Annotated in this window: 21 protein-coding genes; 8 read left to right on the top strand and 13 right to left on the bottom strand. The window is 67.8% G+C overall.

Annotated elements, in window-relative coordinates; genetic code table 11:
• Window positions 1-6: 6 nt before the first annotated feature.
• The gene (locus VZL07_RS25820) at window positions 7-294 is read right to left on the bottom strand and encodes a hypothetical protein (RefSeq protein WP_426750342.1); all 288 of its coding nucleotides are present in this window, start codon (window positions 292-294) and stop codon (window positions 7-9) included.
• Window positions 295-505: 211 nt separating this feature from the next.
• Here VZL07_RS25820 and VZL07_RS25815 point away from each other — a divergent pair, with 211 nt between their 5' ends.
• Window positions 506-2,248 carry an N-acyl-D-amino-acid deacylase family protein gene (locus VZL07_RS25815; RefSeq protein WP_426750341.1) on the top strand — a complete coding sequence of 581 codons (1,743 nt, stop codon included), beginning with the start codon at window positions 506-508 and terminating at the stop codon, window positions 2,246-2,248.
• Window positions 2,249-2,308: 60 nt separating this feature from the next.
• Here the strand turns inward: VZL07_RS25815 and VZL07_RS25810 are convergent, their stop codons facing one another.
• Genes VZL07_RS25810 through VZL07_RS25800 form a run of 3 tightly spaced genes read right to left on the bottom strand, consistent with a single transcriptional unit; the run spans window position 2,309 to window position 4,761 of the window.
• A complete protein-coding gene (locus VZL07_RS25810) occupies window positions 2,309-3,835 on the bottom strand; it encodes a hypothetical protein (RefSeq protein ID WP_426750340.1) in 1,527 nt (508 codons plus the stop codon).
• Window position 3,836: 1 nt separating this feature from the next.
• Window positions 3,837-4,226: a hypothetical protein gene (locus VZL07_RS25805; RefSeq protein WP_426750339.1), complete on the bottom strand. Its 390-nt coding sequence runs from the start codon at window positions 4,224-4,226 to the stop codon at window positions 3,837-3,839.
• The gene (locus tag VZL07_RS25800; RefSeq protein ID WP_426750338.1) at window positions 4,210-4,761 is read right to left on the bottom strand and encodes a GNAT family N-acetyltransferase; all 552 of its coding nucleotides are present in this window, start codon (window positions 4,759-4,761) and stop codon (window positions 4,210-4,212) included. The genes VZL07_RS25805 and VZL07_RS25800 overlap by 17 nt, the downstream gene beginning before the upstream one ends.
• Before the next feature lie 172 nt (window positions 4,762-4,933).
• Between VZL07_RS25800 and VZL07_RS25795 the strand changes: the two genes are divergently transcribed.
• The 4 genes from VZL07_RS25795 (at window position 4,934) to VZL07_RS25780 (ending at window position 8,756) form a co-directional block, all read left to right on the top strand.
• Window positions 4,934-5,179 carry a hypothetical protein gene (locus tag VZL07_RS25795; RefSeq protein WP_426750337.1) on the top strand — a complete coding sequence of 82 codons (246 nt, stop codon included), beginning with the start codon at window positions 4,934-4,936 and terminating at the stop codon, window positions 5,177-5,179.
• On the top strand, window positions 5,180-5,695 hold the full coding sequence (locus tag VZL07_RS25790; RefSeq protein ID WP_426750336.1) for a hypothetical protein: 516 nt from the start codon (window positions 5,180-5,182) through the stop codon (window positions 5,693-5,695).
• Window positions 5,696-5,947: 252 nt separating this feature from the next.
• Window positions 5,948-6,469: a biotin transporter BioY gene (locus tag VZL07_RS25785; RefSeq protein ID WP_426750335.1), complete on the top strand. Its 522-nt coding sequence runs from the start codon at window positions 5,948-5,950 to the stop codon at window positions 6,467-6,469.
• Between the two features lie 244 nt (window positions 6,470-6,713).
• Complete coding sequence (locus VZL07_RS25780) at window positions 6,714-8,756, top strand: S9 family peptidase (RefSeq protein ID WP_426750334.1); 2,043 nt, start codon at window positions 6,714-6,716, stop codon at window positions 8,754-8,756.
• A 547-nt stretch (window positions 8,757-9,303) separates the two neighbouring features.
• Here VZL07_RS25780 and VZL07_RS25775 read toward each other — a convergent pair.
• The 4 genes from VZL07_RS25775 to VZL07_RS25760 all read right to left on the bottom strand — a co-directional run bounded on the left by VZL07_RS25775 (window position 9,304) and on the right by VZL07_RS25760 (window position 12,394).
• Complete coding sequence (locus VZL07_RS25775; RefSeq protein ID WP_426750333.1) at window positions 9,304-9,708, bottom strand: hypothetical protein; 405 nt, start codon at window positions 9,706-9,708, stop codon at window positions 9,304-9,306.
• Window positions 9,709-9,876: 168 nt separating this feature from the next.
• On the bottom strand, window positions 9,877-10,209 hold the full coding sequence (locus tag VZL07_RS25770) for a c-type cytochrome (RefSeq protein ID WP_426750332.1): 333 nt from the start codon (window positions 10,207-10,209) through the stop codon (window positions 9,877-9,879).
• Window positions 10,206-11,684, bottom strand: coding sequence for a PQQ-dependent sugar dehydrogenase (locus tag VZL07_RS25765; RefSeq protein WP_426750330.1), 1,479 nt, complete (start codon window positions 11,682-11,684; stop codon window positions 10,206-10,208). The genes VZL07_RS25770 and VZL07_RS25765 overlap by 4 nt, the downstream gene beginning before the upstream one ends.
• A 533-nt stretch (window positions 11,685-12,217) precedes the next feature.
• Window positions 12,218-12,394 (bottom strand): hypothetical protein, encoded by a 177-nt coding sequence (locus VZL07_RS25760; protein WP_426750328.1) that lies wholly within the window; start codon window positions 12,392-12,394, stop codon window positions 12,218-12,220.
• Window positions 12,395-12,666: 272 nt separating this feature from the next.
• On the opposite strand from VZL07_RS25760, the gene VZL07_RS25755 reads away from it, so the two are divergent.
• The gene (locus tag VZL07_RS25755; protein ID WP_426750327.1) at window positions 12,667-13,491 is read left to right on the top strand and encodes a VWD domain-containing protein; all 825 of its coding nucleotides are present in this window, start codon (window positions 12,667-12,669) and stop codon (window positions 13,489-13,491) included.
• Between the two features lie 542 nt (window positions 13,492-14,033).
• Here the strand turns inward: VZL07_RS25755 and VZL07_RS25750 are convergent.
• Both VZL07_RS25750 and VZL07_RS25745 read right to left on the bottom strand, forming a co-directional pair.
• A protein-coding gene (locus tag VZL07_RS25750) for an IS3 family transposase (protein WP_426749735.1) occupies window positions 14,034-15,163 on the bottom strand; the annotation gives its coding sequence in 2 pieces (ribosomal slippage) (window positions 14,034-14,881 and window positions 14,881-15,163; 1,131 coding nt in all).
• A gap of 69 nt (window positions 15,164-15,232) precedes the next feature.
• A complete protein-coding gene (locus tag VZL07_RS25745; protein WP_426750326.1) occupies window positions 15,233-15,532 on the bottom strand; it encodes a hypothetical protein in 300 nt (99 codons plus the stop codon).
• A gap of 735 nt (window positions 15,533-16,267) precedes the next feature.
• Between VZL07_RS25745 and VZL07_RS25740 the strand changes: the two genes are divergently transcribed.
• Window positions 16,268-16,660: an SRPBCC family protein gene (locus VZL07_RS25740; RefSeq protein ID WP_426750325.1), complete on the top strand. Its 393-nt coding sequence runs from the start codon at window positions 16,268-16,270 to the stop codon at window positions 16,658-16,660.
• Window positions 16,661-16,672: 12 nt separating this feature from the next.
• Here VZL07_RS25740 and VZL07_RS25735 read toward each other — a convergent pair whose 3' ends face one another.
• The 3 genes from VZL07_RS25735 to VZL07_RS25725 form a co-directional block, all read right to left on the bottom strand.
• Window positions 16,673-17,233 (bottom strand): AAA family ATPase, encoded by a 561-nt coding sequence (locus tag VZL07_RS25735; RefSeq protein WP_426750324.1) that lies wholly within the window; start codon window positions 17,231-17,233, stop codon window positions 16,673-16,675.
• Between the two features lie 99 nt (window positions 17,234-17,332).
• A complete protein-coding gene (locus VZL07_RS25730) occupies window positions 17,333-18,232 on the bottom strand; it encodes an alpha/beta fold hydrolase (RefSeq protein WP_426750323.1) in 900 nt (299 codons plus the stop codon).
• 251 nt (window positions 18,233-18,483) lie between these two features.
• Window positions 18,484-19,281, bottom strand: a complete 798-nt coding sequence (locus tag VZL07_RS25725) for an endonuclease/exonuclease/phosphatase family protein (protein WP_426750321.1) — start codon at window positions 19,279-19,281, stop codon at window positions 18,484-18,486.
• Window positions 19,282-19,563: 282 nt separating this feature from the next.
• On the opposite strand from VZL07_RS25725, the gene VZL07_RS25720 reads away from it, so the two are divergent.
• Window positions 19,564-21,114 (top strand): hypothetical protein, encoded by a 1,551-nt coding sequence (locus VZL07_RS25720; protein ID WP_426750320.1) that lies wholly within the window; start codon window positions 19,564-19,566, stop codon window positions 21,112-21,114.
• The last annotated feature ends 8 nt before the right edge of the window (window positions 21,115-21,122 follow it).

Raw genomic sequence — 21,122 nt, 5'->3', positions numbered from 1 at the left:
CCTCCACTACCGGTCGACGTCGGGCCGGCCCTCTTCGTCACGGTGAAGTCCCGCATCCGGATTCCCGGAGCCGCCTCTGCCATCCTTGAAGCCCTCGGCAGCCTCGCGCGCCGCGTCCTCGGCTTTCTTCGCGGCCTCTTTGGCCCCCTCCTGGACCTCCCTCGTCGCCTCCCCGACTTCACGGCCCACCTGCCGCGAGTTCTCCCGAGCGGACTGCTCGTCGCAGCCCGTGAACGCCGCGAACGCAGCCCCCAGCCCCACCAGCGTGAGCCACTTCCACCCCTTGCCTTGCATTGCGCGCCTCCCTGGCTCGTTGTGCGTGCACACCCTCCACACGCGAAGGTAGTCACGCACCCGCGGCAAGGCTGCCCGGGGGCCGAGCGCTCCCCTGACGCGCCCGGGCAATGGCATCCACCCTGACGCGGCGCATCGCCATGTGAAGGAGACAACGGTTGCTGCCGCTTCTGGATGGAACCCGACAATCGACGAGACCTAGGCTCTATCCATGGACCTCATCGTCGAGAACGGGCTTGTGTTCGATGGTCTGGGCAATCCGCCGCGCAAGCTGAACGTCGGCATTCAAGGCCATACCGTCGCGTCGCTTTCCGAAGGTCCAATTCCCCGAGCGCCCCATACGCGCGTCATCGACGCCACCGGCCACTGGGTGACGCCCGGCTTCATCGACTGTCACACGCACTACGACGCGGAGGTCGAGCTGGCGCCCTCGCTGTCCGAGTCCGTGCGCCACGGCGTCACCACCGTGCTGATGGGGAGCTGCTCGCTCAGCCTCGCCGTGGGCACGCCCGAGGACCTGGCGGACATGTTCTGCCGCGTGGAGGCCATTCCCTACGGCACCGTCCGGACGCTGCTGGAAGAGCGCAAGACGTGGAACACGCTGGGCGGCTACCTGGAGCACCTGGAGGGACTGCCCCTGGGACCGAACGTCGCCTCGCTCCTGGGACACTCGGCCCTGCGCGCGCACACCATGGGCCTGCACCGCAGCCTGGAGCCCGGCGTGCGTCCTCGCGAGGACGAGCTGCGTGGCATGGAGAGCCTCGTCCGTGAAGGGCTCGAGCTGGGCTACCTGGGCCTGTCGGTGATGACGCTCAAGTGGGACAAGATGGGAGGCACGCGCGACATCCGCAGCCGGCCCCTCCCGTCCACCTACGCGCGCTGGAGCGAGTACCGCCGCCTCACACGGCTGCTGCGTGAGCGGGGCCGCGTCTTCCAGGGCGTGCCCAACATCAGCACCAAGGTGAACGTGCTGCTGTTCTTCCTGGAGAGCATTGGACTGTTCCGTCCCACCCTCAAGACGACCGTCATCTCGATGATGGACCCGCGTGCCAGCCGGGGCATCCATCGTCTCATCGGGATGTTGTCCCAGGTGGCCAACCGGTTGCTGGGCGCGGACTTCCGGTGGCAGGCCCTGCCCGAGGTCTTCGACCTCTGGGCGGAAGGCATCGACCTGGTCGTCTTCGAGGAGTTCGGCTCGGGCGCCGCGGCGCTCCACCTCCAGGACGCCGCCTCGCGCGCGGGACTGCTGAGAGACCCGGCGTACCGCGAGCGCTTCCGCCGTGAATGGACGAACCGCTTCCTGCCCCGCGCCTTCCACCGGGACTTCAACGAGTCCCTCATCCTCGAGTGCCCTGACGCCAGCGTGGTGGGCAAGTCCTTCGCCCAGGTGGCGCGCGAGCAGGGACGCGACGCGGTGGACGTATTCCTCGACCTCGTCTCCACCCACGGGGACGCGCTGCGCTGGTACACGGTGATGGCCAACGACCGGCGAGAGGAGCTGGAGTTCATCTGCCAGCACCCGGACATCCTGATGGGCTTCTCGGATGCGGGCGCGCACCTGCGCAACATGGCGCACTACAACTTCCCGCTGCGCCTGCTGCGGCTGGTCCGCGAGGCGGAGAAGCGCGGCGAGCCCTTCATGAGCGTGGAACGGGCGGTCCACCGCCTCACCGGGGAGCTCGCCGGGTGGTTCGGATTGGACGCGGGCGTCCTCGCGGAAGGTCGCCGCGCGGACCTGGTCGTCATCCAGCCCGACGGGCTGGACGAGAAGCTCGATGAAATCGCGGAGGCGCCCATGGAGAACTTCGGGGGCTTCGTCCGGCTGGTGCGCCGCAATGACGCCGCGTTGAAGGCGGTGCTCATCTCCGGGCGCGAGGCCGTGACCGAGCGCGGCATATCCCCAGCGCTGGGACGTGAGCGCGGCTTCGGGAGCGTGCTTCGCGCCCGCGCCTGAGCGGCACGAAGCCCTGGCCCGGTCCGCCGCGTCCGCACCACAGTCGCCGGAGTCAGCGCCTCATGTGCCCGTGGCATTCGTCCACAGCACTCTCGCGAGCAGATAGGGCCGCTTCGGCTGGAAGTCGTCATTGCCCGAGGGAATCTGGGTGAGCACATTGGCCGGCTCCCTGGGGTCGAAGAACGTGCACATGTAGCCGAGCACGGTCGCCTGCTCGTAGGCGGCGGGCGCGATGAACTCGTGGTCCTTCTTTGGCACGAACGTCTGCCGATGCGGTGCGAAGTTCGGCGAGCCGTCCGTGGGCTCGGTGAAGCCGGGGGCTTGCTTGAGCGCGAAGGGGCCGAGGCCGAAGGAGGTCTCGTAGAGCCTCCACTGGTTGCCTTCCCGGACGCAGACCACCCAATGATGTGGAGAGTCGACGCGTTGCAGGTTCCTGTTGCCCTGGGCGGGAGCCGTGGGGGGCACGAGAAACGTCGGGCCCAGCACATAGTCCTTGCCGTTGTATTCGAAGCGGGCCTTGGCCGAGTACGCCGTGCTGACCGCGGGAAAGACCTTGACCTCCGCGCTCTCGATGCCATGGACGGCAAGGCAGTTGATGAAGAGCTGCGCGAAGGAGGTGCAGCTGGCGTTGATCTTCTGCCCCGCTTGCGGCGTGCTCAGGGCGAGCCGGCGCAGGCGTGCGGCGCGGAAGAACTCGTCCTCTGGGAGCGGGTTTGTCGTGAGCCAGTACCCCAGACCCGAAGGATGTGGATCCGGCGTGCCAACGAACTGGCGCCAGATGGCTGCGAGCACCTGGGGAGCGCCCGCCATGCCATCCGCCCAGGTACAGCCGAAGTGCAAGGCATCCAGGAGTGCGCCGCCTTGGTAGGCATGCATGTAGAAACGTCCCGGTTTGGGCACGGCATCCACGATGAAGAGGGTGTGCTTCGTCCTCTTCTCCATGGGTGTGAACTCACGGCCGCTCTCCGCCTGCTCCCAGGTGAGCTCGAGCCCGGAGAGCATGGTCACCGTGCTGGGAATGCCCACGAGAGGGAAATCCGCCTCGCCTTTTCCCGACTCGTCGAAGTGAACCAGGACGGGAGGTGTGTACAGCCCTATCCCATGGGCTCGGTACTCCACCGCGCGCATCCAGCGGCTGCCCGGCTTCGACATCTTCCCGGATGACGTCGCGGGACTGGCCTTGAATTCGACGCGCAGCCAGGGAGGCGGCGTGGGCGTCGAGGAGCCCGTCCGCACGTAGGCCACCGGCCAGCTCGTCTCGACGAGCCTGCGTATCCGGCCAAGTGGCGAGTTGTCCGCGGGACGCCAGTGCGGCTCTCCATTGGCGGGGAAAGCCTGGGGCGGCAGGAGGTTGTTGGGCGCGGAGGCATTTCCTGGGAGGCAATAGACGGGGTCTCCCGGAAGCGGGAAGACATAGTGCTCCACGGGGATGTGATTCATGAACCAGAGGCTCTCGACCGCGAAGACGAGGTCCGGTGCGCTCGGGTCGCACGCCTGAACCTGGGGCGACGCCGTCCCCGGCGCGATGCGCGAGTGCAATTCCTGGATGGACTTCACGTCCTGGACGACGAAGGTCTGATAGTCCATGTCAGCGTGTCTCGCGCGGCATGTGGTCGGGAGGGAGGGCCGCGGCGGCCTGCCAATCCGCATCCGTGGCGCTCTGGAAGAGGCGCGTCATCTTCTCCCCGGCGGGGACCGTGGGGTCCGCAAGCAGCCGTTGAAACGGTGGATGGGTGTCGAACACGTCCGAGATGACGATGCAGAGAAAGGCGAAGGCGAGCAGGTCACGGTCGTCGTGCAGGCCAAATCCCCTGGCCCTTCGGAGCGCCGAGGCAACACGGCGCCGCACCAGCGACCGCTCCTGCCCCACGACGTGCCCTGGATGCTCCAGATAGAGCCGGTCGACGATGGCCGAGACCCGGCTTTCGTCGCGGGCCGCCGCGAGTGCGTGCATCTGGGCATCACGAATCTTGAGCATCGGGACTCCTCGAAGCCTGGGAGGTAGGGGCTCGCTCGAAGAACAAGAGCGAGTCGTCGAGCGAGAACTTCGGGTTGCGGTTCGGCGCTCGCAAGAGCTGTCGGAAGCCGAGCTTCTCGAGCACCCGCAATGACGCGGGGTTGCTCTCCAGGACGCAGGTGCGCACCCGTTCGAGCGCCAGCGTTCCGAAGGCGAAGTCGAGCACCCGCTGGGCGGCGCGCGTCGCATGGCCGCGGCCCCAGTAGGACTGGCCAATCCAGTAGGAGAGCTGCGCGGACCGGTCACGCGGGGACAGCGCCACCAGGGAACAGCAGCCCACGACTCCGTCCAGGGGGTGGACGACGGCGAAGTGGAACTCGGTGCCCCTCGCGCGTGCCTCCATCGCGCCACGAATCCACGCCTCCGCATGGCCAGGAGGATAGGGCGACGGGAGGTGGGTGGTCGCGCTGACCGCGGGGTCCGACGCAAGTACCTGGAGTGCCGCCGCGTGCTGGGGCATCACCGGCTCCACCAGGATGTCGTCGCTCGGGTCCACGCCGGGCATCCCGAGAATTATTGCAGATGCCGTTCGCGAATTCGCATCAGGATTCGACACGGCGCGCACTCCCCTGCCGGGGGCTGGCGACACCTCCTGACGTCATGATGACTCCATGATTTGTGCCGGAGCGGGTCAGCGCGACAGGATTCGCGCCCATGAGGCGCCTTGGGTGCGTCCTGGGAATTACCTCTTCCGGGAGCAGGGGGCCTACGGCTTTATCGTGCTGCAGGGAAAAGGCAGTCGCCCCATCGTCGTGGCGCAACGAACGCGACGTGCGGATGGGGTGCCCCTGTCCGGCGCGCCGGGGCTGCGCATCGCCCCCATCATGATGCGCCCCGAGGACCCTCGGAGCCCCGACTTCTCCGAGGGCCGCATCAAGGGACTCAACTACGAGTTCATGAGGCAACAAGGGTGATTGTTTCCCTGCGAGGCCTCCGACGACAGCTGGTCGTGTCGCCGCGCCGGCCCCGAGGTCATCACCGCGAGCCTCAAATCCGTGAATCCGCTCATCGAGTACCTGGGCCGCTGGCTGAAGGAGGGTGACTACGACGGCTCGCTCTCCATCAGCGTGTGGCGTCCGAAAGGCAGCCCGGAGGAGAGCCGCACGCGATCCGGTCCACATGACGGCTTCACCGTGGACTGGGCCCGAGGGCCTGACGTCCTCGAGCGAAGCGCCGTTGCGCTCACGGGCCACGGCACGCGCCTCTTTCCTCCGCTGTCGGAGGGGCAACCCGAGGCCTATGAGCAGCGCGGCAATACCGCCGTGCTGATTGGGAAGTCGGGAGACCGGGCCACGGCGCTCCTCTCCCATTCCAGGTCCTATTCCCCGTTCGCCATCTTCATCCACGTGGTCTCCTACGCGGACGTGGACGCGGCCATCGCGGAGTGGGCCGCCGCCTTCGCGAAGGCGAGCACCAGGGCACCATCGTGATTTCCGTGACGGGGCCCTGGCTCATGGAGGCGCTCTGAAACAAAGGCCCCGGAAGGCTCGAGCCCCCTCCCCCTTCATCCGGAGCGCGGACGCCCCGTCAGCGTTGCGCCACGTGACGCAAGCGTGTACCCCGGCAGCGCGCCGTGTCATGGCGGCGCCTGATTCCGGAGGCCCTGTCTGACGCCCGCCACCGTTACCCACCCCAGGCCGCTCGTGCTGGCCGATAGGGTCGCACGCACCCGGCTCCACGACGTGGCGCTCGTTCTCGGGGCCGCGCTCCTCACCGCGCTGCTGGCGCAGGTCTCCATCTCGGTGCCCGGCTCCCCGGTGCCCATCACCAGCCAGTCCCTGGGCGTCATCGTCGCAGCCGCGGCGCTGGGGCCCCTACGAGGCATGGCCTCGCAGACTCTCTATCTCCTCCTGGGCGCGGTGGGCCTGCCGTTCTTCTCGGAGGGCGCCAGCGGATTCGACCGCATCCTCGGGGCGACCGGCGGCTACCTGGTGGGCTTCGTGCCAGCCGCATTCCTGGTGGGACTGGCGGCGCGGCGCGGCCTGGACCGGAGGCCATGGAGTGCGCTGCCCCTTTTCGTCGCCGGGCAGCTGGTGGTCTTCGCCGTGGGCGTGCCCTGGCTCATCCTGGCGGCCCGGATTGACGTCGCCAAGGCCATGAGCGTCGGCTTCATCCCCTTCGTGCCCGGCGGCATCATCAAGGCCGCCATCGCCGGCGTGCTGTTGCCCCTGGCATGGCGACTCGTGGGCCCTCGCCAGGCGTGAACCATATGGAGGGGGAAAGGTAGAAGCGCCTTCCCTGTGAGCCGCCAGGGCCAAGAGCGCCTCCCGGGCTGAGGAGCGGCTGCGCAATGCGTCCGCGCGTGCATGATGAAGCGAGGCGCCCTGACGGATACCGCGAGTCCGCGAGGTCCCGGGCAACGCTGAGCGTCAACGTCCCTGGGCGGTGGACACTGCGGCACAGGACGCGCGGGCGGCGCCCGAGCACTGCTGCTAGCGTGCGCCTACCATGAACCCAGGACTGATTCCCCTCGTCGTGTCGCTGCTCGCCGCGCAGGCGCCCGTGGCGGCCTCCGCTCCGAAGACCTCGAAGCCCGTGGCCGCGGCGAGCTCCGCGGCGCCCTCGCAGGTGCCCGGCATCGCGCCCCTGCCCGGCCAGCCCAACATGTGGGTCAGTAACGTGCCCCCGGTACCCGCCTCGCTGCGCCAGCGCATGGACCAGTATCTGGAGGCCCGCAGCGCCATGCTCGTCGATACCAGCGACGACGGTAAGCAGATGCTCATCTCCACGCGCTTCGCGGACACCAACCAGCTCCACCTGGTCGAGATGCCCCTGGGCGCGCGCACCCAGCTCACCTTCTCCCGGGAGCCCATCAACGAGGCGCGCTTCCAGCCCGGGGACTCGCGAATCATCTACTACCTCCAGGACAAGGGCGGCGGTGAGTTCTTCCAGGTGTTCCGGCTGGACCGGCGCACGGGCCGCTCGGAGCTGCTCACGGACGGCAAGAGCCGCCACGAGGGCCTGCTCGTCTCGCCGGATGGCCGCTGGCTTGCGTATGCGGGAACGGGCCGCAACGGCAGGGACACCGACGTGCACCTGGCCTCTACCGCCGCGCCGCGCCAGGCTCGCCGCCTCACGGAGGAGGAGGGCATGTGGCATCCCCTCGAGTTCTCCCGCGACGGCACCAAGCTGCTCGTCATGCGCTTCCGCGCCGCGGATGACTCGGACCTGTTCATCGTGGACGTGGCCTCCGGCGCGCGCCGTCAGCTCACGCCCCAGGAGGGCAAGGGCAGCGTCGATGGCGCCGTCTTCACCCAGGACGGCAAGGGCGTCTACCTGGTGACGGACCGGTACTCGGACTTCGCCGAGCTCTACAAGCTCGACGTGGAGAAGGCCCCCACCACCCAGCCTCCCGAGTCGCTGACGAAGTCGGTGAAGTGGAATGTCACGGACCTGGCGCTGTCGCCGGATGGCCGCAAGCTCGCGCTGACCGTCAACGAGGACGGCTTCACCCGGCTCTACCTGCTGGACCCGCGCACGCGCGCCCTGTCCGCGGTGGACACGCTGCCTCGCGGCGTCTCGTTCGGGCTCACCTTCCCGCTCAAGCGCCCGGACCTGCTGGGCCTGACGCGGGGCGACGCGCGCAGCCCGCTGGACGTGTGGACGGTGGACCTGAAGACGCGCAAGCCCACGCGCTGGACGCGCTCCGAGGTGGGCGGTCTGGACACGGACACCTTCACGGTGCCCACGCTGGTGCGCTACCCGTCCACCGACGGGCTCCAGGTCCCCGCCTTCCTCTACGTGCCCAAGGGCGCCTCCGGGAAGGTTCCCGTCGTCGTCATCTTCCATGGCGGCCCGGAGTCGCAGAGCCTGCCCACCTTCAGCAACTTCACCCAGTTCCTCGTCACCGAGCTGGGCATGGCGGTGTTGGTCCCCAACGTGCGGGGCTCGGACGGATACGGCAAGACCTACCGCGCCATGGATGACGGGGTGAAGCGCGAGCAGAGCCTCGCGGACATCGGTGCCACGCTGGACTTCATCGCCTCGCGCAAGGATTTGGATGCCTCGCGCGTGGGCGTCTACGGCGGCTCATACGGTGGCTACATGACGCTGGCCTCCGTAGCCTTCTTCCCCGAGCGAGTCCGCGCCGCTGTGGACGTGGTGGGTATCTCCTCGCTGCCCAGCTTCCTGCAGAACACCCAGGCCTACCGGAGAGATTTGCGCCGCGCCGAGTACGGCGACGAGCGCGACCCCGCGGTGCGCCAGGTGCAGGAGCGCATCTCCCCGCTGGGCGCGGTGGACCGGATTCGCGCCGCCCTCTACGTGCAGCAGGGCGCCAATGACCCCCGCGTGCCGCAATCGGAGGCCGAGCAGATTGTCCGCGCGGTGCGCCAGCGCGCCCCGGACGTCTGGTACATGCTGGCCACCGACGAGGGCCACGGCTTCCAGAAGAAGGCCAACCGCGACTACGCGCAGTTGACCGCGCTGATGTTCTTCGAGAAGCACCTGGGCACGCCGCCCGCCCCGAACGGCGGCCTGGGCGCGAAGTAGCCGCGGCAGGCTCCCGGACGCGCGCGGGTCCCGGCCAGCGAGGTAGGTGTAAAGGCACCGCGCAGGCAGTCATGTCGGCGCGGTGCATGGGGGCTCGCTACCGTCTGGCGGGCCCTCACGGGGCTGGCCCTCTGGCTGTAGGCGTCGCTGAGCTCCAGGTACTCGTCACTGTCGGTATTTGAGACAGCGTGAACCCCAGCCCTTTGAGGAGCGCGGGCCGGAGCGGGACGAGCTCTGTTGCTCGACGGCCTCGAGCACCTGCGCGTCGTAGCGGCCGGCGGCATGCCCGGAGGACCAGAACCCGACCCGCGGCAGGGCAAAGAGCCAGAGGGCAGGCAGCACGTAGCTGCGGACGAAACCGAGGGAACTTTTTTGTGGAGGACATGGGAACCGGGCAATGCGCCTAACGCAGCGTGCATCACGCCCCCTCCCCCCTCCTGACAAGGCAGGGCGAATGCCACAGAGGCCTGGTCCCCAACGCATCCAGGTCAGCCTTTGGGCCACCTCAACGCGTGACTCGTAGCATCTGGCTCAATTCCATGGTCCTTCACCAAGCGCCACAGACCCTCATTCGCAGCCTGCTGGGATTCGATGGAGTGGAGCGCAGTGGGGGGGCTTCGCGCTGGAGCAGCTCACGCATCGCCTCGGCGCGCGCCGTGTCACCTGCCCGCGTATACGCAACCAGGAGCCCCCAGGCGCTCAGCAGCCGGACCATGGCCAGTGGCGTCTTCTGATGATGCTGCTCCAGCACCTGGAGCGAGGCAGGAGCGGCCGTGCCGGTGAGGACCTCGCCAATGCTCACGCACACCTCGAAATAGGCGCGCCCCTGAGCCGAACCCACGACCGGACTGGGAAGGTCGATCATGGAAAGGGCCTCCTTCGCGAGCGTGAGGCCCTGCGCGGGCACGTCCGCGCACAGCATGAGGATGCTCGCCTCACTTGCGCGCTCCATCGCTCGGATGACGGGGGGGAAGCGCCGCCCAATCGACGCTCGCCAGCTCCCGGCGCGCTGAGGCCGCGTCACCGAAGAAGGCATGAGCCAGGGCACGGGAGTTCGCGCGGTAGTACGACTCCTCGCGAACGCAACAGCCTCGCGCCCAACCTCACTCCCTGAAGCGCATCAGTCCTTCTCCTCCTGCAGCTCGTTGAGGAACGCGACGATGGCGTCTACCTGCGCGTCGTCGAGCATCTCATCGGTGAAGGCAGGCATGGCGCCCACACCCTGGCGTATCTGCGTGCGCATGGCCACCGACGGCAGGGGCTTGTTGTTGATGGCCGGCCCCAGCCCGGCCGCGCCGCCGGGGTGACACTGGTTGCAGTGGCGCATGAAGAGGACCCGGCCCTCCTGCTCCTGCTCGGTGAACTGCCGGGGAGCGCCGAAGGGCGGCCCCCGGCGCGCGGGGCCACAGGCCAGGGTGGTGAAGGCGAGCACGGCGAGCATGGTGGTCCTCATGGCTTCGCCTCCGGGGCCACGCGCGTCACGCGCCACAGCACGCCCGTCTGCCGGAAGGGACGGAAGTCGCCCTTGCCCTTCACCAGCATGACGCCGAAATCGACGATGTAGAGCGCCCTGCCGCTGGGGTCGAAGCGCGCGTCGATGGGGCGCTCCAGGCCCGCCTTCCGCAGCCGCGAGGCCGGCCCTCCGCTGCCCTTGTCCTTGTTGGCGACGAAGTCCTCGATGACGCCATTGGACACGTCCACCCGGACGACCTTGAAGCCCACGGGCGCCATGGTTTTGCCCGTGTCCGGGGCCTGGTCTCCGAACTGCGCGACGAAGGCCTCGCCCACGTGGCCGAAGTCCGGGTTGCGCGAGAAGTCGAAGCGGTTGGACGACGAGTGCACGCCGAAGACGGCCACCGGCTGGGGCGGCGTTCCTGGAGGCGCTTGCAGCACGCGCTTGGGCACCTCGCCCCCCGGCACCTTGAACCACTCCTGGTCCACGGGCTTGCCACCGGCGAAGTCCGGGAAGCCATACCAGCCGCCCGGCTCCACCTCCCACAGCCAGTCCGCGACGCCGAAGAGCGGCCGGCTGCCGCGCACGTCGTAGCCATTCTCGGTGACGTACAGCCGGCCGTTGGGCGCGAAGGCCAGGCCGAACGGGTTGCGGAACCCCCAGGCCACCAGCTCCGGTGTGGTGGACCCGGGGGCGAGCCGGAACACCGCTCCGCTGCACGGCATAGCGCCCTTGATGACCTGCCCCGGCTCCGTCACCGTGCCGAACGGAACGAAGGCGCCCGTGAGCACCTGGCCCGACTGCGCGGCGAGCGGGTTGGCGCTGGGGTAGTTGACGCCGGCCAGCGTGACGTCGCGACAGGGCACGTCGTGGAAGTCCGGGTTGCGCTTCAGCCAGCCCATGCTCGCGTTGTCCGGGCCCACCACGCCGGAGTTCGTCGCCGTGCCCACCCCGAAGTAGAGCGCGCCGTCAGGCCCAACAGCGGGGCCGTTGGTGTGATGGTCCCCGAGGCTGGGCAGACCGGAGACGAGCGGCGTCATCGGCCCCTCCGGGGTGACGCGGACGATGCGGCCACCGCCCTGTTCACCTCCCTGGGCGACATAGAACGCGCCCTGGTGCCAGACGACGCCCGTCCACGGCTGGTGCTCGCCCTTCGCCACCTCGGTGAGGCGGCCGTCCTTCTCCACCCGAAGCAGCCGGCCCGGAGCGAAGTCCTCGCCGTAGCTGTAGCCGGACTCGGTGACGTAGGGCGTGCCCTCTCCGTCGAAGGTGACGCCAGTGGGGTACGTCAGACCGGTGGCCACGACTTCGATGCGGTAGCCCTCCGGCACCGCCACGTCGAGCGGGTCCACGCGGCGGGGCGGCTTGAAGTCCGTCGTTCCGCCGCCTCCGCCTCCGAAGAGGTGGAAGCAGCCAGAGAGCAGCAGCGGTGCGCACGCCACCAGCAGGGGACGCGCGAGGAGCGGGATTCGCATACGCGGCGAGGAGCCTCGAGAGGGGAAAGGCGAGGCGCTCGACGCTACGAGTCGCCTGCCCCGGCGACAACGCGGGGGCGTGGCGACGGTTGCTTTCGCGACGACCTCGCGGAGCGGAGTGTCCGCGGACCGTCACTCTCCCGGCGCGAGGGGCCACTGCGGGCCATCCAGGGCCGCGCCCTCGTGCCGCAGCAACGGCCCGGGGCGGTGCCAGCGCGGAGCCTGGCTTCCTGCCCCCCGCCGAGAGCAAAGGCATCCTCGTGGCACCATCCAGGGCCCCCCCGGCCGTCGCCCGTTCGAGACGAGCATCCGGAGAATCAGGCGCGGAATCCCGCAGGCTTCGGACTCCTGACGGAGAAAGACATCGAGCGTGCAGCGGTCATCTTGCTCCGGGTGCGCAGCGGCGCCCGTCGGCCAGCGCGCAACAAGGATGACGTCGAGCTCTCCGTACCCCAGGCGCAGCCCCTTCGGCGTCTTCGTGCCCTCACTGATGCCGAGGCCGAGCTCTCGACGTAACCGACGGTGTTTCCCGGTCAGGTCGGAGGCTCTCCACACGCGAGAGGCGCGGGCTCGCGAGCCTTCAGCTCCGCGATGGCCAGGTCACCCTTGACGCTCTCCTTCATTCGGATGACGTCAATTTCGAGCAGGTAGCGACCGAAGCGCGGATAGTGCCCGCCCCCACCGGCAAGCGTCGTCAGTGCGTTGTTCACGCTACCAGGGTCCTTCGGCTTGGGTTACGCCCAGCGGCGAAGTGCGCGCCCCCACGTAGATGCGTGCGGATTCTGGGCGAGGCTCAACCGTTTAAGTCCGGGTGTTGCTGTGTAGCGAGGCCGGTTGACGCGTCAGTTTCTGCGGCTGACACGTCAACATCCACACTCCGTAAGTGCCCTCACTCTTGATGCCGCCAGAGGCATGTTGGCGCGGCCTGTGCAAGTTGTCAGCACCCGCCCTGTTTCACCTCATCAATACGGAAGGATTCAGCATGGTGTCGACGGAGCAGGATCCGCATGAAGTGATGCCTCGACGTGCCTCCTGGCGCCCCATCAGCATTGTCTCTTCCATTCCTCATGCACTTGGCACTGGGTGGAGGTATGGATCGAGCATCTCTCGCCGAAGTGCTTCGCTGCCGCTTCTGCTGGCGTTGCTCGTCGCTGCGGTGTCAACGTCTGGGCATGCGGCACACATCAAGACCCTCGATGGTGCGCGATTCGACCTGCAGACTCCCGGAACCTTTTCACATCTAAAATCAGGACGCCTTCAAATTCAAACCTCGATGTTTCTATGCCAGGAGCCAACCGAGTCATGCATCAATGGCGTGGCCATAGCATATGGAACTTCATTGGTGCGCCTTTTCATTCAGACGAACAGGCTGGTCGTCGCGAGGGGCTCCTCCGACGTGAGCTCGCTCGTGGTGTTCAAGGCCACGGCAAATCAAAATTCCTATCGGCTGTTCCTGACGCCCGATCGCAAATCCTATGTTGATGTCACCGTGAGGACTGGGCAGCACGGAAAGCATCTCGAAGTGAACGTTGCGATTACGCCCCTCATCAAGAAGCAGGGTGTTGACGGACTCTTGGGGAATGGCAATGGAAACCCAGCGGATGATGTGACCAATGCCGCCGAGGCTGGTCGCCGATTCAAGATTTCGTCGACGAGCAACCTGCTTACATGTGCCTCTGGCAGCTGCCAGTTCGTGCCGTTGACCGCTGCTGACAAGTTGGCAAGTCCACCGGTCAAGGCGCTTCAGCAGGGATTTACGCAGATAGATGCCACCAAGCTGCCTGTATCGACGTTCAATCCGAACTAGGGAAGTGTGAGCGCCGCCCGCTTCGGTGCCTCTCCCGCACTTTACGGGATGCCCCTCGAAGACGAAAGGAAGGCACGGCGAGCTGCCAGCAGGACACCTCCGGCAGGAGAATCTGGCCCTACTCCCCCATCGTCACCTACGCCCCACCCCGAGAAACCTCTCCTTGGAGATCGAACGGTGGAGCAGCCATCGGCCGAGCTTTCCCCTCGCGCCCTCTGCCCCCCGCAATTGAGGGAGAGCCCCAAAACGGGGGGGAGACTCAGAGCCCCTATCCGTCTGATGCGCTCAGCGAGGGCGTACTGTGCAGGAGGTCTTGATGTAGTCCACATCGTCGTAATAGGCGCATGTGAAATACACATTGACGTCTGCGGTTTCGGTGCAGTCCTGTGAGGTGGACCCCATCGGCTGGACCACTTTGGGGCAATCCATCTTTGCGCCTGAGCCGACGGTGAGAGTGTGTTGATACGTCGTCGTCGTGGTCGTGTCGAGGGGGGCGCGGGGGGAGACTCGTAACCTGTGGATAGCTGTGGAGGCCTGTGGAGTCACGCCGCGTGCTCGATGAGGCCGGTGCGGTAGACATGCATGGGCGTGCGGTACCCGAGCGCCTGGTGCGGGCGCTCAAGGTTGTAGAAGCGCAGCCAGCGGCCCACGCCCGCCCAGGCCTGGCGCACGTCGGCGTAGGCGTTGAGATAGACCTCCTCGTACTTGAGGCTGCGCCAGAGCCGCTCGACGAAGATGTTGTCCACGCACCGGCCCTTGCCGTCCATGCTGATGCGCACCTGCTGCCCCTTGAGCACCGCGAGCCAGTCCTTGTCCGTGAACTGCGCCCCCTGGTCGGTGTTGAAGATGCTGGGAGGTCCATGGTGGCGCAGGGCCTCTTCGAGAGCCTCGATGCAGAAGTCCGTCGAGAGCGTGTTGGACACGCGCCAGGCCAGCACCACCCGGCTGAACCAGTCCATGATGGCCACCAGGTACGCCCACCCGTACGCCAGCGGCACGTACGTGATGTCGGCCGCCCAGGCCTGGTTCGGCTTCACGATAGCCAGCCCTCGAAGCAGGTACGGGTAGACGGGATGCTCCGGGTGGGGCCGGCTGGTATGCGGCCCAGGTGCCATCCCCTCCAGGCCCATGAGGCGCATGAGCCGCTGCACGCGCTTGCGGTTCACCTCGTACCCCTCGTGCTGGAGCACCACCGTCATGCGGCGGCTGCCGTAGAAGGGCCGCGCCAGGTACAGCTCGTCGATGCGGCGCATGAGCTGGAGCTCCTCGGCGTTCACTTCGATGGGCTGGTAGTAGAGCCCCGAGCGCGAGACCTGGAGCAGGTCGCACTGCTTGCGCACCGAGAGCGTGTCGAGTCCGGGCTGCACCATCGCTCGCCTCTCGCTCAGCGGGAGCGCTGCAGCCCGCGCGCTAAAAAATCGCGCTCCACCGTCAGCTCGCCGATTTTCCGCAGCAGTTCGTCCTGCACCTTCTCGGCGTCCCGCCCCGCGGCCTCGGTGGTGAAGGCCGTGGCCGCCTTCTCCAGCAGCTGCTTCTTCCACTGGCCCACCAGCACCGGGTGCACCCCGTGCCGGCGCCCCAGCTGCGCCAGGCTCTCCTTCTCCTGCAGCGCCTCCAGCGCTACGCGCGCCTTGAACTCCGGGTCGAACCGCTTCTTGTTCCTCTGCTTCATGGCCGTTCTCCTACGTGGGAGTCGGCTCAAAACGCAAAGATGGGGGTGGTCCAAAAAACGGGGTCCACTTCACTGGCGTCCGGTCTGGGCGGTGAGGTCTGTGTCCAGATTCACGCAGTCGCAACCCTTGCAGCTCGCCTTCCTATCTAGACATAGATGGCTCGTCACATCGGTGACGATGGTCGCGCAGTATTGAGTGGCGCGCTTGCAGCTGATGTCGCCACACTCAAGGGTCTCCGGGAACGAGTTGGTGTCCCCGTCCGCATCGTCTTCGCTCGAGCCACCACAGCCCACCACCAGCATGGAGAGAAGCACCAGGTACCGCGTCGTCGCCTTCATGTCGTCCTCCCGAAGAAATATGGGGGACATGAACGCCCCCCTCCTGACGGGAAGAGACAGGCCGGGCGACACCGTTGCATGAAATCGACCGCGACCCTCCCGACTGGAGATGCCGGAGGGGCACACTGCGGGCACATGCTCAGCAACCCCTTGAGATTACTGGGCTACAGAATGTAGAGGCGGCGGGAATCGAACCCGCCACCCGCCCCAGGACACGGGGAGCCGCCGTGTCCTTCAGCGCCTCGCCAAGCCCTGAAGCGGGGTGGCGAGACGCGCGGCCTACGGAGACGCCCGCTGCTGCGCCACCATCCAGTCTCAGAGCGACTGGTGGTTGTACGCTTGCCCCGGGAAGCACGACGTAGCGTGACGCAGCCGTCCCGCTGGCCACCGTGCCCGTCTGCGACGTCCAGGCGTTCGTCTTCTTGTTGTACAGGTACGTCACCGCCGGGCTCAGAACCTGAAGATGCTCGACACGCCGTCGTTGATGCTCTTGCCCAGGTCCTTGGCACCCTCGACGACCTTGTCGGTGACGTCCTTGGCGCCCTCTACGATCTTCTCGGGGCTGTCCTTCTGCGCACCTTCGCGTCAGGGAACCTGAGGCTGGAGAGCACTTCGGAAGGACGCCGCTCTCGAGGTGCCGCGGCCCCTGCCGGCCTGCTGGTTCCCGGCATCGGCTGGTGATTGGAGTCACCAACGCGGGCGCGCGTCCCCAACACTGTCCGATTCCTTCAAGCCCCGCGGGCGCCGATCCGCGATGCTGGCCCCATGACGACGGAATCCATGCACCTGAGCATCTTCATCCACCGGCCCTGCGCGGACGTGTACACCTACGCACGCGACCCGAGAAACCTTCCCGCGTGGGCGAACGGCCTCAGCAGCGCCATCCGTGAGGTCGACGGCCGCTGGGTGGCCGACTCCCCCATGGGCCAGGTCACGGTCCAGTTCGCGCCCGCCAACGACCTGGGCGTGCTCGACCACGACGTCACGCTTCCCAGTGGCGAGACGGTCTACAACCCCGTCCGCGTCATTCCGGATGGCGAGCACAGCGAAGTCGTCTTCACCCTCCGCCGCCGCGAAGGCATGTCGTCCGAGGCGTTTCGTCAAGACGCGGAGGCCGTGGCGGCAGACCTGGCGAGGTTGAAGCAACTGCTGGAGTAGCCGGCCAGCCCATCAGGCGGCGGGCGATTCGAGTCGGAATCGCCCGCCCGTCAGCCCGTGACGGATGAGGTCCACCGTCTCCGCGACGCGCTGCCCGCTGGTATCGAGCACGTGGCCATCGGGAAGGGCCACGTCGTGAAAGCCGCGCCAGATGCCGCGCACCACGTTGGCGTCGGTCAGGGCGCCAGTGTGGGAGCGCCCCGCGGCTCGCGCCACCGTCTCCTCCTCACCCGGCAGGAGAATCACCAGCCGAAGGTCCAGGTGATGCGCCTTCGCGGCCTCGAGCCAGGGAGCGAAGAACCACGGCCCGATGACGCCGTCGACCATCACCTCGTAGCCCCCCGTGGCGTAGGCCGCCGCGCTCGCGGCCAGGGCCCGCATCACCGTGGTGTTCTGCCCGTGCGATTCGGGCAGCCATGGCGCCAGGACACCCTTGCGGACATAGGCGTAGAAGTCATCGGTGTGCAGATGCACCGTGCGCGCCTCGGGTGACTGCTCCGCGAGCAGCCGCGCAACGGTGGACTTGCCGGCCCCCGAAGGACCGGACACGAGGACGACGCGAGGGGCTTGCATGGGCTCATCGTAGCGCTCGCGGACGCCTCAGCGCACCCCCAGTCTACGAATGCACCTGCGTCTCGCGGTGCCTGCCTGGCGGCGTTGCGCCAGCGGCGCTCATGTGAGCCAGGCGGCGCCGTCGCTGCGAGAGGCGTGGACACGCTGGAGGAAGCGCCTCATGCGGAATGCGATTTCCTCCAGGTGCGTCTCCAGGGCCCAGTGCCCCGCGTCCAGGACATGCAGCTCCGCGTCAGGCACGTCGCGCAGGTATGCGCGTCCCGCGCCCTCTGGCATGTAGCCGTCATGTGGTCCCCACAGAATCAGCGTGGGCGGCTGGTGCTCACGCAGGTACGCCTGGTACCGGGGCATCCACGCCAGGGTCGTGCGCTGGTCCTCCAGCAGGTGGACCAGGTTCTCCCGGCGGTCGAAGCGCTGCACCAGCGACCAGGACAACGTCCACAGGTCCGGGCTGACGCGGTCGATGAGGTGCTCGGGAATCTCGCCGATGAACTCGTCCCGGAAGCCCTCCTCGCTCACCGCCGCCACCAGCTTCGCGCGCCCCTCGGGTGTCGGCTTCGACCAGTACTCCTGCAGCATCCGATACTTCGGTCCGAACTGGTCCACGTAGATGTCGCCGTTCTGGATGACCAGCGCGGCCACCCGCTCCGGCGCCCGCAGTGCGAGCCGGAAGCCAAACTGCGAGCCGTAGTCATGCAGGTAGAGCGCGTAGCGCGTCAGGCCCAGCGTCTCCACGAACCGCTCCAGGAAGCGCGCGTATCCGTCGAACGTGTAGCTGAAGCGGCTCGGGTCCGGCGTGGCGCTGTACCCGAAGCCCGGTGCATCCGGTGCGATGAGCCGCCATGCGTCCGCGAGCGCGGGCAGCAGGTTGCGAAACTGGAACGACGAGCACGGGTAGCCGTGCGGCAGCAACATCACCGGCGCATCCTCGGGACCGGCCTCGCGGTAGAAGATTTCAAGGCCCTCCACATCGACCGTCTTGTGATGGACTGCCGGCATGCGGGGACCTCCTGCAGGCGGCGAACGGTGGTTCGCTCGCTGTGCCAACACCCCCGGCCCATGGCGCCTCTCGGAGGGCCCGGGTGCTGGGCGCGTCATTTGCCGGGAACCTAGTCACCGCCCATCCCCGTTGCGGGCCCCCCGCAGTGCCCCGCTGCCCGGTTGCCCCTGGACCAACCGTGCCCGTGTTGGGCCACGGCCTCAGGCTCGCGAGGGAAACCTGCCCTCACGGTGCACCCGCTCGGGCGCACTCACCTCGGAAGCTCGACGGACGCACGGACCGCATCGTGGTCGGAGCCGCCATCGCGCAGCACCTTCGCGCCGGACAGCGTGAGCTTCCGGCCCAGGACATGGTCGATCTCGACGAGGCTGGGGAGGACCGAGCCGGCTCCCGGCCAGGTGGCGCCGCAGGCGGCGTCGGGGCCGTCACAGGCATGCTGGAAACCCGCGGCGGCGAAGACCTTCATCGCTTCGCCGGAGCGGCCCTCGTTCATGTCCCCGAGCAACAGCAGCGGGCCCTGTACCTTGGCGTAACGCCGCACCAGCGACTCGGCCTGCTTCTTTCGCAAGACGGCGTTCTTCTCCATGGCCTCCAGCAGGCCATCCTGTTTGCGGTGCTTCGCTCCCGGCGCCATCAGGTGCACGCAGGCCACCTTCAGCGTTCGCGAGCCCAGTCCTACGCGGGCCTCCAACGCCGGCATCCGGTGAGGCTGCTGGGGAAAGTGTACCGTGTGCTGAAGCCGATACCGGCTGGCGATGCCCACGCCCCACGTTCCCTTGCGAGGCACGAGGCGCATGTAGGGGTATCGCTTGCCCAGGCGCCTGCGGAAGGCCTTGGTGAAACCCGGCGTCAGCTCACGCAGGCAGAGGATGTCGGGCGCTTCCTTCTCGATGACGTCGAGAGACTTCTCCACGTCTTCGGCTGGAGCGGAGTAGAGGACGTTGTACGTCATCACGGACAGGGTTGGCGGTGATGCAGGCGCAGCACGACCCAGGACGCCGAGCATCCACGTCATCGCGAGGCTGATGGGACACATCCTCAGCGGCATACGCAAGTCCCGTGCCTGGAGACCGTGGCTGATGAGCCGCAATGACGTACGCCGACACAGGCGCAAGCGTCCTACACACTGCAGTCCGAAGACGGCACTGCGTGGGTAGCCCTTTCGCTTTGCCTGTTCAGATGGGAGCCTTCACGAAGCCCTTCCCACGACCGGCGTCCCGAAGCCTCCCTGACGACCGCGCCTGCCCCACGGCAGTCGCACGCCGCGGGATTGCATTCCAAGTCAGACATCGCGCAGGCTCCCGCGATGCGCCTTCGAGTGCTCTCACTGATGTCCTTGCTTGGCACGGCCTGCGCGTCCCAAGGCCCGCTCATCCGCCCCGAGCCCCCTCCGGATGCGGAATACGGCACACCCCACCCGTTCGTGGCCCAAGTCGTTTCACCCAATGGCCGCTGGTTCATGGCCTGCCAGGCGCGCGAGGACACCAATCAGGACGGCCGCATCTCCGTGCGGTTCGACCGCCACGGAGGAAGCGGCCACGGAGGAGAGCGAGGCGGCGACGCACTGCGCCCCTACCTCTTCCTGGAGCCAGGGGCGGGTCTTGCCATCGACGAGCTACTCGGTTGGGACCGCTCCGGGCGTTACGTCGTGTTCGTGCACGAGGGGATGCTGCGTCTCTTCGACTCCTTGTCTGGCCAGGAACAGGTACTGAGCCCCGGGCCCCTGGCGGCCAGCCTGTCGCCGCAGCCACCCCTTCGCGCCAGCTTCTCGCGAGATGGCACACGGCTGCTCTACCTGCGTCCCGAGGGTGGCAAGACGGTGGCGGTGCTTCGCGACCTGGCTCAAGGCACCGAGCACATGGTGGACAGCGGTGGGGGCCTGGCCGGACAGGTCATCCTGGACGACGCAGGCCGATGGGCAGTCGTCGACGTGGTGACCGAGGACACCGACAAGGACGGGCAACTCACGTGGCCCGAGCCCCAGACCAACCTCGCGCCCGCCTTGTGCAGGGGCCCCGTCATGTCCAGTTCCCATTTCGGGTGGAAGGGCGACAGGCCCACGCGCCGGATGCGCCACCTCGAAGCAGGCCCTCTCTTCGAGGGCCAGGACGTCCTCCAATCCGTGGGCGACCGGATGCTCCGCCGGCTGCCAGACGGCGCCATCGTCGCGGAGGATGCCCACGGCAAGCGCGAGGAGTGGGTCCCCGCCCGCTGCGGCGGGCTGGTGCTCAGTGTGGACGCACCACGCCGGCAGCTCCTGGTCGCCTGTGGCGCCCAGGGAGAGGAGGCGTCGCTTCCGCTCGAGCTCCATGGCCCGGCCCTCCACCAGCCGCTGGGCTGGTCGGTGCACAGCGCAGGCGCGGGGATGCGCAGCATCGATGGCGAGGGGAACCTGCGCAGGGTGTCGGCCATGCCGGACGCGCAGAGCGAGGCGGTGGACATCATCGTGGACCTGGAGCGGCGCGCCGTCGTGAAGGTCCCCGTGCCAGGAGCCAGGGTACGGCAGACCGGCGCCACCTACGTCCTCCTGTCGGAGAAGGTGCCGCGAGCGGACACCACAGACAGCCATCCCGCCGAGCGCGTATGGCTTTGGAACGTCGCCACCGGCGCGCAACGCCAGGTGGGGATGGCGAGCATGTACGCCCAGGACCGCGTGCAAGACCTCGTGCTCTACATGGGGTGGCTCGTGGACCTGGGCACCGGCGCGGTGCTGGGGACGGTGACGGAGGAACCGCTCGGGTTCGACGCACGGGGCCGCAGTCTGTACCCGGTCCGTCCCGACCCGCAGGAAGCGGGTGTCCCCCAGGGGCCGGTGCGCTGGGGGCCCGCGACGCAGCCCGCCGGGACGAACACGACTGCCACGTCTGCGCCATCGCCGTAATCAGACAT

Source organism: Pseudomyxococcus flavus, assembly GCF_050038885.1.
GTDB classification, from domain to species: domain Bacteria; phylum Myxococcota; class Myxococcia; order Myxococcales; family Myxococcaceae; genus Myxococcus; species Myxococcus flavus.
Note: the sequence above shows the minus strand (reverse complement) of the source record. Positions and strands in the feature narration are given on the sequence as shown.